The 16,797-nt window shown below is 69.7% G+C and carries 16 protein-coding genes; 9 read left to right on the top strand and 7 right to left on the bottom strand.

Annotation, left to right across the window (positions count from 1 at the left end):
• Nucleotides 1-59 precede the first annotated feature (59 nt).
• Nucleotides 60-806, bottom strand: coding sequence for a hypothetical protein (locus H6G16_RS05650; protein ID WP_190389342.1), 747 nt, complete (start codon nt 804-806; stop codon nt 60-62).
• 62 nt (nt 807-868) lie between these two features.
• Between H6G16_RS05650 and mfd the strand changes: the two genes are divergently transcribed.
• Together mfd and H6G16_RS05640 are read left to right on the top strand one after the other, a co-directional pair.
• Nucleotides 869-4,456, top strand: a complete 3,588-nt coding sequence (gene mfd, locus H6G16_RS05645; protein ID WP_190389341.1) for a transcription-repair coupling factor — start codon at nt 869-871, stop codon at nt 4,454-4,456.
• Nucleotides 4,457-4,521: 65 nt separating this feature from the next.
• Nucleotides 4,522-4,695: a hypothetical protein gene (locus tag H6G16_RS05640; RefSeq protein ID WP_190389340.1), complete on the top strand. Its 174-nt coding sequence runs from the start codon at nt 4,522-4,524 to the stop codon at nt 4,693-4,695.
• A gap of 13 nt (nt 4,696-4,708) precedes the next feature.
• Here H6G16_RS05640 and H6G16_RS05635 read toward each other — a convergent pair whose 3' ends face one another.
• From H6G16_RS05635 to H6G16_RS05615, 5 genes are all read right to left on the bottom strand, one after another.
• Complete coding sequence (locus H6G16_RS05635) at nt 4,709-4,924, bottom strand: DUF6737 family protein (RefSeq protein ID WP_190389339.1); 216 nt, start codon at nt 4,922-4,924, stop codon at nt 4,709-4,711.
• A 7-nt stretch (nt 4,925-4,931) separates the two neighbouring features.
• Complete coding sequence (locus H6G16_RS05630; protein WP_190389338.1) at nt 4,932-6,278, bottom strand: S41 family peptidase; 1,347 nt, start codon at nt 6,276-6,278, stop codon at nt 4,932-4,934.
• A 93-nt stretch (nt 6,279-6,371) separates the two neighbouring features.
• Nucleotides 6,372-7,628, bottom strand: a complete 1,257-nt coding sequence (gene ispG / locus H6G16_RS05625) for a (E)-4-hydroxy-3-methylbut-2-enyl-diphosphate synthase (RefSeq protein ID WP_242036221.1) — start codon at nt 7,626-7,628, stop codon at nt 6,372-6,374.
• A 61-nt stretch (nt 7,629-7,689) separates the two neighbouring features.
• Nucleotides 7,690-8,616: a sugar ABC transporter substrate-binding protein gene (locus H6G16_RS05620; protein ID WP_190389337.1), complete on the bottom strand. Its 927-nt coding sequence runs from the start codon at nt 8,614-8,616 to the stop codon at nt 7,690-7,692.
• A 70-nt stretch (nt 8,617-8,686) separates the two neighbouring features.
• Nucleotides 8,687-9,292 carry a uracil-DNA glycosylase gene (locus tag H6G16_RS05615; RefSeq protein ID WP_190389336.1) on the bottom strand — a complete coding sequence of 202 codons (606 nt, stop codon included), beginning with the start codon at nt 9,290-9,292 and terminating at the stop codon, nt 8,687-8,689.
• Nucleotides 9,293-9,402: 110 nt separating this feature from the next.
• Here H6G16_RS05615 and H6G16_RS05610 point away from each other — a divergent pair, with 110 nt between their 5' ends.
• From H6G16_RS05610 to H6G16_RS05580, 7 genes are all read left to right on the top strand, one after another.
• Nucleotides 9,403-10,611 (top strand): pyridoxal phosphate-dependent aminotransferase, encoded by a 1,209-nt coding sequence (locus tag H6G16_RS05610; RefSeq protein ID WP_242036220.1) that lies wholly within the window; start codon nt 9,403-9,405, stop codon nt 10,609-10,611.
• A 32-nt stretch (nt 10,612-10,643) separates the two neighbouring features.
• Nucleotides 10,644-11,618, top strand: coding sequence for a putative selenate ABC transporter substrate-binding protein (locus tag H6G16_RS05605; RefSeq protein WP_190389335.1), 975 nt, complete (start codon nt 10,644-10,646; stop codon nt 11,616-11,618).
• Nucleotides 11,619-11,680: 62 nt separating this feature from the next.
• Nucleotides 11,681-11,905 (top strand): hypothetical protein, encoded by a 225-nt coding sequence (locus H6G16_RS05600; protein ID WP_190389334.1) that lies wholly within the window; start codon nt 11,681-11,683, stop codon nt 11,903-11,905.
• Nucleotides 11,906-12,101: 196 nt separating this feature from the next.
• A complete protein-coding gene (locus tag H6G16_RS05595; protein WP_190389333.1) occupies nt 12,102-12,848 on the top strand; it encodes an ATP-binding cassette domain-containing protein in 747 nt (248 codons plus the stop codon).
• The gene (locus tag H6G16_RS05590; protein ID WP_190389332.1) at nt 12,845-14,431 is read left to right on the top strand and encodes a phosphonate ABC transporter; all 1,587 of its coding nucleotides are present in this window, start codon (nt 12,845-12,847) and stop codon (nt 14,429-14,431) included. The genes H6G16_RS05595 and H6G16_RS05590 overlap by 4 nt, the downstream gene beginning before the upstream one ends.
• Complete coding sequence (locus H6G16_RS05585) at nt 14,388-15,068, top strand: GDSL-type esterase/lipase family protein (protein WP_190389331.1); 681 nt, start codon at nt 14,388-14,390, stop codon at nt 15,066-15,068. The genes H6G16_RS05590 and H6G16_RS05585 overlap by 44 nt, the downstream gene beginning before the upstream one ends.
• Nucleotides 15,069-15,182: 114 nt before the next feature.
• Entirely contained in the window at nt 15,183-16,064 is an 882-nt protein-coding gene (locus tag H6G16_RS05580) for a sigma-70 family RNA polymerase sigma factor (protein WP_190389330.1), read from the top strand.
• Here the strand turns inward: H6G16_RS05580 and H6G16_RS05575 are convergent.
• Nucleotides 15,998-16,753 carry a DUF92 domain-containing protein gene (locus H6G16_RS05575; protein WP_190389723.1) on the bottom strand — a complete coding sequence of 252 codons (756 nt, stop codon included), beginning with the start codon at nt 16,751-16,753 and terminating at the stop codon, nt 15,998-16,000. The genes H6G16_RS05580 and H6G16_RS05575 overlap by 67 nt on opposite strands.
• Nucleotides 16,754-16,797: the final 44 nt, after the last annotated feature.

The following is a 16,797-nucleotide window of genomic DNA, read 5'->3' as shown; positions in this document are numbered from 1 at the left end:
AGGTCTCCAGATTTTGATTGGATCCTAATCACGCGTTTCGAACAGAACTGCGCCGCGCCTCAGCAGTGGCGGCGCACGAGCTGGGCCCCGAGCCCGAGACGCTCCTGGTTGGCATAGGCCTCCCGCTCGAGCTGCCGAACACGTTCAGACGCGGTGCGGTAGATCGGCTCCTCCAGGATGGCGGCGAGATGGCTCGGCACCTGGGAGGACAGACCAAGGGGGCGAGGACTGGAGCGCAGCCCCCGATTACGGCAGCTCTGGGCCACATGGATGGCCTCATGGTTAAGCACCCGGGCGAACTCCAGGCTGCCCTTGCCCACCACCCTCGGCTGGATCCGCAGGGTGCGGGCCGACGGATCCCACTCCCCCGCTGCCCCGGTCTTGCGTGGCTGGGTCAATTCCAGGCGCACCCCAGCGGCAGCGAGCACGGTTAACAACTCTCCGATCGCCAGGCGCTCCGCCCCGAAGCGGGGGGGGTTGGCGATCAGGGCCCGCAGCTCGGCCACCGACAGCCTGGGCTCCCCGGGGCGGCGGCGGTAGTGGTACCGGGTGGCGCCATTGGGCAGGATCTCGGCCCGGGGCAACCACTGCCGGTCAGCAACGGCCAAGTGCTGCAGCAGGGTCGCCTCCGCCGCTGGCGAGAGCCCGGCGGCCGGAGAAGCCGACTTGGCCAACACGGAGGACGCCCCTGCAGGGGGCCGCAGCGGCCAGGCGGCCCATCCGGCCCCCAGCAGCAGCAGCAGCCCCCCCAGTAGCAGGACCAGGGGTGCGCGAGACGGGCGGCGGGATCGGACCAGACAGGGCAAGCAACCGAGTTCAGTCTGGGGCCAGTTGCGAAGATCGGAGCCACCTGCCCTCCGCACCGCCCATGCCCCTCTCCGCCCTGGTGCGCCAACTGCAGCAGGTGCCGCTGACGGCGGAGGTGCGGGCCCGCCTGGAGCGCCCCGAACGGCTGCGGCTTTCCGGCGCGGGACGGGCCGCGCGGGCCCTGGTGAGCAGCGCCCTGGCGGGCAGCAGCCAGGCGCCGTTGTTGGTGATCGTGCCCACCCTGGAGGAGGCCGGGCGCTGGGCGGCCCTGCTGGAGCTGATGGGCTGGGACAGCTGCCAGCTGTACCCCACCAGCGAGGGCAGCCCCTACGAGCCCTTTGACCCCACCAGTGAGATCACCTGGGGGCAGCTGCAGGTGCTGGGCGAGCTGCTCGATCTGCCGGCCCAACCCGGCGCCCGCCGGCTGGCGATCGTGGCCACCGAGCGGGCCCTGCAACCCCATCTGCCCCCGCCCGCCGCCCTGCAGGCCCAGTGCCTCAGCCTGCGCAAGGGCGAGTGCGTCGATCTGGAAGCGTTGGGCACCACCCTCACCCGGCTTGGCTACGAGCGGGTGCCCACGATCGAACAGGAGGGCAGCTGGAGCCGGCGCGGCGACATCGTCGACGTGTTTCCGGTGAGTGCCGAGCTGCCCGTGCGGCTCGAGTTTTTTGGCGAGGAGCTGGAGAAGTTGCGGGAGTTCGATCCCGCCTCCCAGCGCTCCCTCGATGCCATCGAGGTGGTACGCCTCACCCCCAGCGGCTACGGCCCCCTGGTGGCCGATGCCCTGCGCGACTCGATGCCCGATGGACTGGAGCGCCTGCTGAGCCCGGAAGCCCTTGAACGGCTGCTCGAAGGGGGCACCCCGGAGGGCATGCGACGGCTGATGGGCCTGGCCTGGCAGCGGCCCGCCTCCCTGCTGGACTACCTGCCCCCCAACACCCTGATCGCCATCGATGGGCGGCGCCACTGCCTCTCCCACGGCCAGCAGTGGTTTGACCACGCCGGCGACCACTACGCCGACGTGGTGCAGGATCTGGGCCTGGATGCCAGCAGCGCCCCAGAGCTGCTGCCCCCCCTGCTGCACCGCCCCCCGGCGGAGGCGCTGGAGCCGACCTCCGCCTTCACCGGCTTCGACCTGGAGGAGCTGCACGAAACCGACAAGCACCCCAACAGCTTCGATCTGGCCTCCCGCGCCGTGCCGGCCTACCCCAACGCCTTCGGCAAGTTGGCGGGCCTGGTGAAGGGCTTTGTGGCCGAGAGGGCCACGGTGTGGCTGCTCTCGGCCCAGCCCAGCCGGGCGGTGGCCCTGCTGGAGGAGCACGACTGCATCACCCGCTTCGTGCCCAACCCCTCCGACTTCCCCGCCATCGAGCGGCTGGTGGAGCAGGGCACCCCGGTGGCCCTGAAAACCCGCGGCACCGCCGAACTGGAAGGGCTGCAGTTGCCGGCCTGGAAGCTGGTGCTGATCACCGATCGGGAATTCTTCGGCCAGCACGCCCTGGCCGCCACGGGCTACGTGCGCCGCCGCCGCAAGGCCGCCAGCCGCACGGTGGATCCGGGCAAGATGCAGCCGGGCGACTTCGTGGTGCACCGCAACCACGGCATCGGCAAGTTTCTCAAGCTCGAGAAGCTGGCCATCAGCGGCGAATCGCGCGACTACCTGGTGGTGCAGTACGCCGACGGCCTGCTGCGGGTGGCGGCCGACCAGCTGGGCAGCCTGGGCCGCTACCGGGCCAGCACCGACACCCCGCCCGACCTCAACCGCATGGGCGGCACGGCCTGGGCCAAGGCCAAGGAGCGGGCCAAGAAGGCCGTGCGCAAGGTGGCGGTGGATCTGGTGAAGCTCTACGCCGAGCGGCACCAGGCCCCGGGCTTCGCCTTCCCCGCCGATGGCCCCTGGCAGAGCGAACTCGAAGACTCCTTCCCCTACGAGCCCACCCCCGACCAGCTGAAGGCCATCAGCGATGTGAAGCGCGACATGGAGCAGCCCCAGCCGATGGACCGGCTGGTGTGCGGCGACGTGGGCTTCGGCAAAACCGAGGTGGCGATCCGCGCCATTTTCAAGGCCGTCACCGCCGGCAAACAGGTGGCGATGTTGGCCCCCACCACGGTGCTGGCCCAGCAGCACTGGCGCTCACTCACCGAACGCTTCGCCCCCTACCCGCTGAAGGTGAGCCTGCTCAACCGCTTCCGCACCGCCGGCGAGCGCAAGGTGATCCAGGAAGGGCTGGCCGCAGGCACCGTGGATGTGGTGGTGGGCACCCACCAACTGCTCGGCAAGAGCACCACCTTCAAGCAACTGGGGCTGCTGGTGGTGGATGAGGAGCAGCGCTTCGGCGTGAACCAGAAGGAAAAGATCAAGGCCCTCAGAAAAGACGTGGACGTGCTGACGCTGAGCGCCACGCCGATCCCGCGCACCCTTTACATGAGCCTCTCGGGTGTGCGCGAAATGAGCCTGATCACCACGCCACCGCCCCTGCGCCGGCCGATCAAAACCCACCTGGCCGCCCTCGATGAAGAAGCGGTGCGCAGCGCCATCCGCCAGGAACTCGATCGCGGCGGCCAGATTTTTTATGTGGTGCCCCGGGTGGAGGGCATCGAGGACGTGGCGACCCAACTGCGGGCCATGATCCCGGGCCTGCGGCTGCTGGTGGCCCACGGCCAGATGGCCGAGGGCGAGCTGGAGAGCGCCATGGTGGCCTTCAACGCCGGTGAGGCCGACCTGATGCTCTGCACCACGATCGTGGAGAGCGGCCTCGACATCCCGCGAGTGAACACGATCCTGATTGAGGACGCCCACAAATTCGGCCTGGCCCAGCTCTATCAACTGCGGGGCCGGGTGGGCCGCAGCGGCATCCAGGCCCACGCCTGGCTCTTCTATCCGGGCGATGCCTCCCTGAGTGAGGCGGCGCGCCAGCGGCTGCGGGCCATCCAGGAATTCGCCCAGCTGGGCAGCGGCTACCAGCTGGCCATGCGCGACATGGAGATCCGCGGCGTGGGCAACCTGTTGGGGGTGGAGCAGAGCGGCCAGATGGAAACCATCGGCTTTGACCTCTACATGGAGATGCTGCAGGAATCCCTCGCCGAGATCCAGGGCCAGGACATTCCGGCGGTCGACGACACCCAGATTGACCTGCCGATCACCGCCTTCATCCCCGGCGACTGGATCACCGAGAACGACGAGAAGATGGCCGCCTACCGGGCTGCCGCCGACTGCACCAGCAAAGAATCCTTGGTGGAGCTGGCCGCCGGCTGGGTGGATCGCTACGGCGCCATCCCCGCGCCGGTGCAATCGCTGCTGCAGCTGATGGAGCTGAAATTGGTGGCCAAGCGCTGCGGCTTCTCCCGCATCAAGCCGGAGCCGCCCAACATCGCCCTGGACACGCCGATGGAGGAGCCCGCTTTCCGGCTGCTGCGCCAGGGCCTGCCCCAGCACCTGCACGGGCGGCTCGTGTATCAGGCGGGATCGGGGAGCACCGCCAAGGTGCTGGCCCGGGGCCTGGGGGTGCTGGCGCCCGACAAACAGTTGGAGGAACTGATGGGCTGGCTCAACCAGATGGCCGAGCAGCTCCCGGGCGCCGACGGCCTCACCGAAGCCCAGCGGCGCGAGCAGCTCAAGGCCCGCAACGAAGAGGTGTTGGCGGTCTGACCACCCAGGGGCACCCAGTCGCGCAAAAGTTCGTTACAATCCTGAGAACGACGCCGGCCGCCTCCATGGGAGAACTGACTGAACTGAGCTCCGGCCTGCTCGATGGAACGGGCTGGATCTCAGCCCTGATCAGCATGGCGGCCCTGGGGCTCTACGCCGTGATGGGCGGCAATGGCGAAAACAACAACGACGACGACGACTCCAGCCCCGGTGGCGGCCTGATGCAGCCGGTGGCCTGACGGCCCCCTTCCCTCAGCCGTTGCTCTGATCGTTCTGGTAGGCCCGCGGCACCAGCACCAGGAACAGCCACCACCACACCCCGACGCCGGCTGCGAGGGGTGCGGTGATCCACCAGCGCTGCAGCAGCAGCCAACTCGCCGAGGGCACCATCAGCCCCGTGAGCACGATGCTCCAGGGCTGGCACCACCAGGGCTTGTGCGTCCAGATCGACTCTGAGGGGGCAGTCAAAGAAAACTCAGCGCGTCACAGGTGCGGGCTTGGCCAGGGCAGCCGGCAGGTTGGCGCTGGCCGGGTTGTAGGCCTTGTCCACCCCGTTGGCGCTGCGCAACCGCTTCACCAAGGTGGACTCCGCCACCCGGTACTGGCTGTCCTTCTTGGTGCCGAGATCCTCCAGCTTGAGACGCTGGGCCTCCAGCTCGGTCATCTTCGCCGACACGTCCGGGTCGATGCCGTGCTTGTGAATATCCCGGCCGCTGGGGGTGAGGTACTTGGCGATGGTCACGGTCATGCCGGAGCCATCGGAGAGCCCTCGCACCGACTGCACCAGACCCTTGCCAAAGGTCTTCTGGCCCACCAACACCGCCCGCTGGTTGTCCTGCAGGGCACCGGAGAGGATTTCGCTGGCGCTGGCCGAACCTTCATTCACCAGCACCACCAGGGGCTTGGTGGTGAGGGCCCGGCCGTTGGCCCGCTTCACGTCCTGGATGCCATCGCGGGTTTTGGTGGACACGATCGTGCCCTCGTTGAGCCACTGGCGGGCGATCTCCACACTGGCCATCAGCAGGCCGCCGGGGTTGCTGCGCAGGTCGAGCACGTAGCCCTGGACGCCCTTCTCCTCCAGGTCCTTCACCGCCAGGCGCATGTCCTTGGTGGCCGTGGCATTGAACTGCTTGAGGCGGATGTAGCCCACCTTCACGCCATCGCCCGTGGTGTTGATCTGATGCTCGACCGCATGCAGCTCAATGCGCTCCCGGGTGAGGGGAACCTCCAGGGTCTGGGCCTTGCGCTTGAGGGTGAGGGTGACCGTGGTGCCGGCCTGGCCGCGGATCAGCTTCACCGCGTCCTCGGTGCTCATCCCCTTGGTGGGTTTGCCGTCGATCGCCACGATCACGTCCTTGGGCTGCACACCGGCCCGGGAGGCGGGCGAGCCCTCAATCGGGGACACCACCACCAGGTTCTTGGTGTCCTTGTCGAGACTCAGCTGGATGCCCACCCCGGAGAGCTCTCCGGAGGTGTCGATCTGCATCTCCTTGAATTCCCGCGGATCGAGAAAACGGGTGTAGGGATCATCGAGGCTGCCGAGCATGCCGCGGATGGCCTCATAGGCCTCCTTGGGATTGCCGTAGCTCTTGGCCAGCACATCGCGCCGCATCTGGCGCCATTGGGCCGGCTTGTACTTGCCGTTGATGTCGAGGTAATCGCGGAAAACGATCTGCCAGGTCTGGTCGATCACTTCCTTGGGGCTGTCGCTGATGCGCGACGTGCCCCCTGGGGGGGTCACCATTTCCCTGGCCACAACTGCCGTGGCCGCACAGGCGCCGATGCCAACCAGCACAAGCAGGCTGGCGCGGGGGCTGGCCATCTGAAAGAGCCGTCAGGGCTCGGGAAACGTGGTCTCAAGCTAGCGCCGTTATCCCGCCCCAACCGGGGCGGGTAACCGGATGACAACGGGGGCTCAGGGGTCGACCCAGCGGCCATCCTCCTGAATCAGGGCAATCAGGGCTTCCACCCCTTCCGCCTCAGGCACCCGACGGATCTCGTCGCGGCCGCGGTAGAGGGAGATGGTGCCGGGGGTCTTGCCCACATAGCCGTAGTCGGCATCGGCCATCTCGCCGGGGCCATTGACGATGCAACCCATCACGGCGATGTCGAGACCGGTGAGGTGGGCGGTGGCATTGCGCACCTTGTGCAACACCTCCTCCAGGTTGAACAGGGTGCGGCCGCAGCTGGGGCAGGCCACGTATTCCACCATTGTCTTGCGCAGCCCCAGGGCCTGCAGGATCGAGTAGCAGACAGGGATTTCCTTCTCCGGGGCCTCGGTGAGCGAGACCCGGATCGTGTCGCCCAACCCTTCGGCCAGCAGGGGGGCGATGCCGGCCGTGCTCTTGATGCGGCCGTAGTCGCCATCGCCGGCTTCGGTGACACCCAGGTGGAGGGGGTAGTGGAAGCCCTCCGCATCCATGCGGGCCGCCATCATCCGGTAGGCGGCCATCATCACGGGTGCCCGCGAGGCCTTCATCGACACCACGATGTTGTGGAAATCGAGCCGGTCGCAGATGCGGATGAACTCGAGGGCACTTTCCACCATGCCCAGCGGCGTGTCGCCGTAGCTGAACAGCATCCGCTCGGCGAGTGAGCCGTGGTTGACGCCGATGCGCAGGGCCTTGTCCTGCTCCTTGAGCAGGCTCACCAGGGGCTCAAAGGTCTCGGTGATGCGCTCGCCAATGGCGGCGATCTCCTCGGCACTGAACTCGGTGCGGTTGGGATCGGGCTTGTCGAACACGAACAGCCCCGGGTTGATCCGCACCTTGTCGACGTGCTGGGCCACCTCCAGGGCAATCTTCATGCCGTTGTGGTGCACGTCCGCCACCAGCGGCACCGGCTGGTAGCTGTCTTCCAGGCGCTGGCGGATCTCCTTGACGGCCTTGGCATGGGCCAGGGAGGGCACCGTGAGCCGCACGATCTCGCAGCCGGCCTCGTGCAGGCGGCGGATGCCGGCGGTGGCTCCGGCGATGTCGAGGGTGTCCTCGTTGATCATCGACTGCACCACCACCGGGTGGTCGCTGCCCACCCAGATGTTGCCCACCCGCACGCTGCGGGTCTTGCGGCGGTGGATCTGGGTGTCGAAGCGGGGGTCGCTGGCCCAGTCGGCTGCGGAGGCTGTGGCCCGGTCGGGAGAGGAGGCGTCTGGGCGGGCCAGGGTGCCGGTCATGAATCGGGGCCGGAAGGTGGGGAAAGCCTGTCACAGCCACCGCTGAACTGGCGACCGCCGCTCAGCCGCCAAGGGTGGCGAATGCCGAGAGCAGCTGGTGGAGGCGATCGGGATCCGCCAGAGACACGTATTCAGACGGGATGCGGATCGCAGCGGGCTGGCCCGCAATGGCGCGGAGGGATTGATCCACGATCGCGGCGCCGAGCTGGTCGAACAGGATCGCCGCCGACCCCTTGTAGTGCAGGCCCCGGGCGATCTCACGCAGCCCCTCCGGTGCCCCGTCCTGACCGCATACAAACGAGCGGGACGGATCCTTGCCCGCCGCTTCAAAGGCCTGGGCCGCCCCCACCGCATACTCGTCGTTGATGCCGACCACGATCGCCAGGTCGGGGTGCTCCCGCAGCGCCTCCTCGGCCTGGCGGCGACCGATCTCCACCGTGGCTCCGTCGCCAAGGGCCACGATCTGTCCTCCGGCGGCCTCGATCGCGCGGATCGGCTCGAGCCAGCGCGGGGCGAACAGGGGGGCGGCCGCCAGGGCCCCCACCAGGGCCTTCGCCCCCCCTTGCGGAACATGTTCGGCGATGAAGGCGGCGGCAGCGGCCCCGCACTGGCGGCCCGAGAGCACCGCATCGAAGCCCGCTTCCCCATCACTTCCCTCCAGGGGGAAGGCGTAGCTGAGAAAGCGGATGCCCTTGGCCTGGGCCCGGGCCATCAGCGGCTGGAGCGCGGCCCCATCGATCGGCATGGTCACGATCGCCGCCACGCCCGCATCAATCCAGGCCGACACCTCCGCCAACTGGTGGGCCAGATCGCCGTTCCGGGTGGTGCCATGGATCAGCGCCACGCCACCCACCTCGTTGGCACGCCGGTCGGCATGGGCCCGGACGCTCTGCACCACCAGCAGCTCCGAGAAAGCGTGGCTGAAGGCGATCCGACACGGGGATGGCGAGCTGGCTTGACCCGAGCTGGCTCCAACGGATTCGGTCATGGGCCCGGGCTGAATCCCCCACCTTGGCTCGCTTGAAACGCCGTGTCACGCCTGAACGGTCTTGCCCCCCTCAGAGCGCCGTCAGGGCTCGCCGCACCTCCCAGAAGTCGGCGGCGGTGAGGGCCCGGGGAGAGCCCTCGGCCGGGGTGGGAAAGCGCAACAGGTAAGAGGGATGGAGCACCGGCATCAGCCGCCGGCCCCGCAGCCACTCCACCGGGCTGCTGAGCCACTGGCCCCGCCGCTGGGTGATGCCTCCCCGGATCCCCAGCACCGCCTCAAGGGCCGTGGCCCCGAGCAGCACGACCAGCGGGGGATCCACCACAGCAATCTGCTGCTCCAGCCAGGGGCGGCAGGCGGCCATCTCCCCGGCCGTGGGTTTGCGGTTGTTGGGGGGCCGGCACTTCACCCCATTGCAGATGTAGACGTCCGCCGCAGGATCCAGACCGGCCGCGGCCAGCAGCTGATCCAGCAGGCGGCCAGAGCGGCCCACAAAGGGGAGGCCCTCCGCGTCTTCCTGGGCTCCGGGAGCCTCGCCGATCACCATCAGCCTGGCCTCAGGATTGCCGCGAGCCACCACCACCTGCTGGCGGCCCTCGGCCAGCCCGCAACGGCGGCAGTCGGCGCAGGCCAGGGCCAGCTGTTGCAGGGAAGCGGACGGGGCAGGCGGGCGGGCCATCGGCGCGGAGCCATCAAGGTGTGACTGGTTGGCCGTTTCGTGCCGGCTTGAACCGTACGCGGGAAATCGGTGCGGCAGGATGGTTTCCAGTGCTGATGCCGCGCGTCCCGATGCCGGACACAGGAGGGATGATCGCCGCACCCACCGCCACCCCTTCTCTGTCTGCTCGGGCCCAGGCCCTGCAACCCTCCCTCACCCTGGCCATCGCCGCGCGGGCCAAGGCCCTCAAGGCCGACGGCCACGACATCTGCAGCCTCAGCGCCGGCGAACCGGACTTCGACACCCCGGCCTTCATCCGCCAGGCCGCCGCCGCGGCCCTCGAGGCCGGCCATACCCGCTACGGACCCGCCGCTGGCGAGCCGGCGCTGCGGGACGCCATCGCCGCGAAACTGAGCCAGGAAAACCAGGTCCCCACCGCCGCCGACCAGGTGTTGGTGACCAACGGCGGCAAACAGGCCCTGTACAACCTGTTCCAGGTGCTGCTCGAGCCCGGCGACGAGCTGCTGCTGCCCGCTCCCTACTGGCTGAGCTATCCCGAGATCGCCAAGCTGGCCGGTGCTGCGGTGACCCTGCTGCCCAGCTCGGCGGCCCAGGGATTCCGGCTGGATCCCGCCGCTCTGGAAGCTGCCATCACCCCGGCCAGCAAGCTGCTGGTGCTGAACAGTCCCGGCAACCCCACCGGCATGGTGTTGGGCCGGCCCGAACTGGAGGCGATCGCAGCCGTACTGCGCCGCCACCCCCAGGTGGCGGTGGTGTGCGATGAGATCTACGAGTTCCTGCTGGCCCCCGGCCACACCCACCACAGCTTTGCGGCCGTGGCCCCGGACCTGGCCGATCGCATTTTCACAGTGAATGGCTTTGCCAAGGGCTGGGCCATGACCGGCTGGCGCATCGGCTGGCTAGCGGGCCCCCGCTCCGTGGTGGCCGCCGCCAGTGCCCTGCAAAGCCAGAGCACCAGCAACGTCTGCAGCTTTGCCCAGTTCGGTGCCCTGGCCGCGATCAGCGCCTCCCGCGACTGTGTGCGGGCGATGGCGGCCCAGTTTGATGAACGCCGCAGCCTGCTCACCGCTGGGCTGATGGCAATCGATCGGCTGAAGCTGCTGCCTCCGGAGGGGGCCTTCTACGCCTTCCCCGATGTGAGTGCCTATGGCCTTGATTCGATGACCCTGTGCAACCGCCTGCTCGATGAGGTGGGGCTGGCGGTGGTGCCCGGTGTGGCCTTCGGCGACGACCGTTGCATCCGCCTGTCCTGCGCCGCCGGACCTGTCACCATCGAAAACGGTCTCGAGCGCCTCCAGCGCTTCCTGGCCACCCTCTAGAAACCCAAACCCACCCCGCGCGACCCACCGCCATGCCTGCTCGAGAACGTTGGACCGCCGCGCTGGCGGGGCTCTGCCTCACCCTGCTGCCGGCGGTCCTCCCAGCCCAGAATGGGGGCCTGGTGCCGCCCGGCCTGGCGCAACAGACAACCCAGCCCAAGCCAGCCCAAGCCAAGCCAGCCCAATCCAAGACGGTGCTGCGCATCGGGGCCATTCCCGACCAGAACCCGGAAAAACTCAACCGCCTCTACGGCCTGGTGGCCGATGAGCTGGGCCGCCAGCTCGGCGTGAAGGTGAGCTACGTGCCCGTCACCGATTACGCCGCCGCCGTCAGTGCCTTCCGCACCGGCAATCTCGATCTGGTGTGGTTCGGCGGCCTCACCGGCGTGCAGGCCAGCCTGCAGAAACCCGGGGCGCAGATGATCGCCCAGCGGGACATCGACGCCCAGTTCTACAGCGTGTTCATCGCCAACACCCGCAGCGGTCTCAAGCCGATCCAGAACCAGAAGGGGCTGGCGGTGTTGAAGGGCAAGCGATTCACCTTCGGCTCGGAGAGCTCCACCTCCGGCCGGCTGATGCCCCAATACTTCCTCAGCCAGGCGGGCGTCAAGCTGGGCGACTTCGCCGGTGGCGCCCCGGGCTTCAGCGGCAGCCACGACGCCACCATCGCGCTGGTGCAGAGCGGTGCCTACGACGCCGGCGCCGTGAACGAACAGGTGTGGAAGAGCAGCCTGCGCAGCGGCAAGGCCAACCGCAGCAAGGTGACGCAGATCTGGCGCACCCCCAGCTACCCCGACTACCTCTGGCTCGGCCAACCCAACCTGGATCAGCGCTTCGGCAAGGGCTTCACGGCCAAGTTGCGCGCCGCAATTGTGAGCTGGCGCCCCAGCGACGCCGAGCAGAAGCGCATCCTCGAGCTGTTCGGTGCCCAGCAATTCACCAGTGTGAAAGCGGGTGAATACAAAAAGATCGAGCAGGTTGGACGCCAGATCGGCAAGATCCGCTGACAAAACGGGGCCGCTCAGGCCCCACACCCTTCAGAATCAGCACACTCCGGCCCATCAGCGTCGTGGTCTGGTTGATCGATCTGGTGCTGCTGCTCGCCGGCCTGGTGATCTGGACCCGGGCCAGCAACGAGGGCGATGAGGCCTGGTCGCTGTTCCTGCGCTCCATTGCCTGTCTGGATCTGGCCTTCATCACCTTTGGGAACGGCCAGTTGCTGATTGAGATCCCCGTGCTGGTTCTGGCCCTGGCCCTGCCCTCGGCCGCCAGCCTCGAACGGCGGCGCCCCTAGAGACGGCCATGAACCCCCGCGGCCCCGATCTGGTGGAGGTGTCCCTGGTGGCGCTGATCCTGGCGTTGATCGTCTACCGGCTCACCTCAGCCTGAGGACCGGCCCAGGGGATCAGCAGGCAGCGCCGACCTACCGCCATCCCAAAGGGCAGGATGGGTGGTTGCGGTCCAGCCCGGGACTTGCCCAGAACCTGCCCTTGACTTCCCTGCTGACCCTCCAGGACATCACCGTGCGGGGGCGCGGCCAGCCGCGCCTCGATCGGGTGAGCCTGAGGCTCGAACCCGGCGAACGGCTGGCCCTGCTGGGTCCCAGCGGCGCCGGCAAAAGCACCCTGCTGGCGGTGGCCAATGGCCTGCTGGAGCCTGATCAAGGCCAGGTGCTGTGGCTGGGGGAACCCAGGGCCCGCGGAACCCGGGCGCGCCGCCGCCAACAGGCCCGCATCGGCACCCTCTGGCAGGACCTGCGCCTGATCGAGGAGCTCACCGTGCAACAGAACCTCAACGCCGCCCGCCTGGCGGCATGGGGCTGGCCGCGGGCCCTGCTGAATCTGCTGCTGCCCCTCGACACCACCGCCTGTGGGGCCGTGCTGCAGCGGCTGGACCTCGATCCAGCGCTGCTCAACCAGCCGGTGTCCGCCCTCTCGGGCGGCCAGCGGCAACGGGTGGCCCTGGCCCGCCTGCTGCGCCAGGAGCCCCAGCTGCTGCTGGCCGATGAGCCCCTGGCCAGCCTGGATCCCCGCCTGGCCGCCGACCTGCTGGCCCTGCTGCTGGAGCTGGCCAGTCCCCCGCGGGCCCTGCTGCTCAGCCTGCACCGCCCCGATCTGCTGGCGGGGTTCGATCGGGTCGTGGGGCTGCGGGCCGGGCGCCTGGTCTTCGACCAGCCGAGCGCCAGCCTCCAGCCGGCCCAGCTTGAGGAGCTCTACGCCGGCAGCGAGGAGCCATGAAGCCCGCCGCCCCCCTGTGGGTGCTGCTGCCCGCCCTCGTGCTGCTGCCCGTGCTGGCCCTGCTGCCGGGGATCAGCCACGGCGGTGGCTGGGAGCTGGTGGGGCAGTTCGCCGCCGCCGCCCTGCGGCCCTCCCTCGATCCGCTGGTGCTGGGGTCGGTGCTGGGGGGGCTGGGCATCACGGCGGGCATTGCCCTGCTGGGCTGGGCCGGCAGCCTGGCCCTGGGCGTGGTGCTCGGCATCGCCAGCTCCCGGGTGGTGTGGCGCACCTGCACCGGCAGCGCCGGCCCGGCCGGCTGGATCCGCCGCCTGCTGGCCCTGCCCCGCTCGATTCACGAGCTGCTCTGGGGCCTGCTGCTGCTCCAGCTGGTGGGGCTGCAACCGGCGGTGGCGGTGGTGGCAATCGCCATTCCCTTCGGGGCCCTGGTGGCCCGGGTCGTCAGCGACCTACTTGATGCCCTGCCCACCGCCAACCTGGAGGCCCTGCGCTGTGGCGGGGCCGCGGCGCCGGCGGCCCTGCTCACGGCCCTGGGCCCGCCGCTGCTGCCCCAGGTGATCAGCTACAGCGGCTACCGGCTCGAATGTGCCCTGCGCAGTGCCACCCTGCTGGGCGTGTTCGGCCTGGGGGGCCTGGGCACGGAACTGCGCCTCACCCTGCAGTCGCTGGCCTTCCCTGAGCTTTGGACCGGCCTCTGGCTGCTGCTGGCGGTGATGCTGCTGCTGGAGGCCCTGCTGGGCTGGCTACGGCGGCGCTGGGCCATGCCGGCCCGGTTGGGGCTGCGCCAGCGGGCCGTGGGAGGGCAGGGGCGGGAAATGGTGGGAGCGGGCCTGGTGCTGCTGCCCCTGCTGGGGGCCGTGGCCTGGGCCCTGGACGTGCGGCCCGCCGCCCTGTTGCAGTGGCAGGGGCTCCCCCCCCTGGGCCCTGCCGACTGGAGCGCAGTGGCTGCCCTGCCCTGGCCGCTGCTGATCGGCAACACCCTGCTGCTCACCCTGATCGCCGCAGCCCTGGCCGTGGGCCTGGCCCCCCTGTTGCTGCTGCTGGTGCAGCCCTGGCCCGCGGGGGGCTGGCTGGTGCGGGGGCTGTGGGCCCTGGGCCGGCTCTGGCCACCACCGCTGACAGCCCTGCTGCTGCTGTTTGTGCTGCAGCCGGGCGTACTCACCGGCGCCCTGGCCCTGGGCTTCCACAACCTCGGCATCCTGGGCCGCCTGCTGCTGGAGGCGTCAGAGACCAGTGGAGTGGCCCAGCAGCAGGCCCTGGTGGCCGCCGGCACCGGGCCGCGGCTGGCCCTGCTCTACGGCCGCTTCAGCGGCCTGGCCCGTCCCTACCTGGCCTATGGCGCCTACCGCGCCGATGTGATCCTGCGGGAATCGGTGGTGGTGGGGCTGGTGGGGGCCACGGGCCTGGGCAGCCAGCTGCTGGAAGCCCTCAGTTCCTTTGCCGGGGACCAGCTGCTGGCTTTGGTGCTGGCCTATGCGCTGTTGACCTTGCTGGGGGAAGATCTGAGCGACCGCGCACGGCTGTGGCTGCTGGAGACCCCCCATGGTGATGGCCATCCCCAGGAAGCTGGTGGCACTTGGCGATAGCGGTGTGTTCGGCTGGGGCGACCCGCTGGAGGGGGGCTGGTGTGAGCGGTTGCGACGCCACTGGATGGACCTGCCCGGCGGCCCGGTGCTCTACAACCTCGGCGTCCGCGGTGACGGACTGGAACGGCTGGCCGCACGCCTGGGCGCCGAAGTGGGCTGCCGGGGCGAGCTGCGCCGCCAGCTGCCCCAGGGGATTCTCCTGGGCGTAGGGATCAACGACTCCGCCCGGGTGGGGCGCGCCGATGGCCGGCCCCAGCTGGATGCCGATGGCTTTCTGTTCGGCCTGCAGCAGCTGCTGCGCCAGGCCCGAACCATAGCCCCGGTGCACGTGATCGGCCTCACGCCGGTGGATGAGGCCGCCATGCCCTATGCGGAGGTGCTCTGGTATTCCCAGACCGACATCCGCCGCTACGAAGGCCTGTTGGAGGAGGCCTGCCTGGAGGCCGATGTGCCGTTCCTGCCGCTGCTGGAGGGATTGCTTGCCGACCCCGACTGGCCCCAGTGGCTCAGCAGCGATGGCCTGCACCTCAACAGCGAGGGACACCGCCAGGTGTACCAACGGGTGCGCGACTGGCCGGCCCTGCTGGCCTGGGCCGATCTCCAGCCCCTGCACGGCCAAACCCCCCTGATGGCCTGAGGGCAAGGCGGGAGCCAGGCCCATCCCCCATTCGGGTGACAGCCAATCCCTCGGCGAGGGGAACGGGCCGGGGGGATGCCGCGGCGACGGTGAAAACACCGACGTTTCATCCCCATGCCCCACGCCCCCCTGCGCCGCTCCGCCAGCCCCTGCCCGCCCCAGCACGGCGGCGATGATCTGGGCCCCTCCCAGCTGCATACCCGCAACCGCAGCTGGCTCGAGGCCATGGCGGCCAGCCCCGATGCCGCCACCCGCCTGTGGTGGCGCAATGCCCTGGTGGAGCACAACCTCGCCCTGGTGCGGATGGTGGCCCAGCGCCAGAGCCAGCACAGCGGCCAGCCCTTCGACGAGCTGGTGTCGGCAGGGAGCCTGGGCCTGATCCGGGCCGTGGAGGCCTTCGACCTGCGCCAGGGCTGCAACTTCAGCAGCTTTGCCGTGCCCTACATCCGGGGCGCCATGCTCCACGACGTGCGCGACCACGGCCAGCCCCTGCACACCCCCCGGCGGCTGCGGGAACTGCAGCAACGGGCCCGCCGCCTGCAGGAGCAGCGCCGCAGCCAGGGGCTGGACCCCCTGGCGCCGGCGGCCCTGGCAGACGCTCTCGGTTGCCGCCCAGCCCAGCTGGACGAGGCCGCTGCGGTGCAGCGGGCCCTGCAGGTGCGCAGCCTGGATGCGCCCCTCAGCGAGGGTGATGGCGAGGCAGGCGGCTGCCTGCTCGACCAGCTGGCCGCACCGGAAACCGGCCAGCGGGAGCAGAACCCCAGTCGCTGCCGCTGGCTGCACGCCCAGCTGACCCAACTCAGCCAGCTGGAGCAGCGGCTGCTGCAGGGACACTGGTTCGACGGGCTGAGCTGGAGCGAACTGGCCCTGGAGCTACAGCTCACCAGCCGCCAGGCCCAGCGCCAGGGGGAGGCCCTGCTGGTCTGGCTTCAGGAGACGGCCACCCGCACCAACGGCGCCAACAGCAGCGCCAGCCCTGCGGCAATCGCCGTCTGAAGGCCGTTCACCAGCTCGTTGCTGAGCCAGGGCCAGCGCTGCTGGGCACTGGCGCCGATCAGGCTTTCGATCAGCGTGGCCCCCAGGCCCACCAGGGTCACCAGCAGCCAGGCGTCACGGCCGGCGATCAGGCCAAGGCCCGCCATCAGAGCCGCCATCAGGGCACTGCCCACCAGGCTGGCGGCGGTGCCTTCCAGGCTGATGGCCCCTTCCGTCCCCGGCGGCACGGGCCGCAGGGTGGTGATCAGCACCGTGTGGCGTCCCCAGCGCTTGCCGATCTCACTGCCACAGGTGTCGGCCAATTTGGCGGCAAAACTGGCGGCAAAGCCGAGCAGCAGCAAGGGGTGGAGCGGGGGTGTCGCCAGGGCGGCGGCCATGGCCAGCAGGGCACCCGTTGCCGCCGAGCCCCAGACGTTCTCCGGCCCCCGGGCCCCGCCGCGGCCCTCCGCCAGGCCGCGGGCCTGCTTGGTGCGAAAGCCCAGGCGGGTGACCAGAGATCCCAGGGCCAGGTACAGCACCACCGCCAGCCACCCCCGGGGGCCCAGGCAGCCCCACAGCAGGCTGCCAAGGGCACCGGCATGCACCCAGCCGGCCCGGGTGAGCAGGGGCAGGCGCTGGGCCAGGGCGATCAGCACGGTGTTGAGCGCCAGGGCCACCAGCCAGTGGCTCCAGGTCTGGGGGGCCACCAAACCAGTCGCGGTGGCCAGGTCAGGGGCGAAGAGCACTGGAACAG

The organism is Cyanobium sp. FACHB-13342 (genome assembly GCF_014697415.1).
Lineage (GTDB): Bacteria > Cyanobacteriota > Cyanobacteriia > PCC-6307 > Cyanobiaceae > Cyanobium_A.
This window is presented reverse-complemented; position numbering and strand designations above follow the sequence as displayed.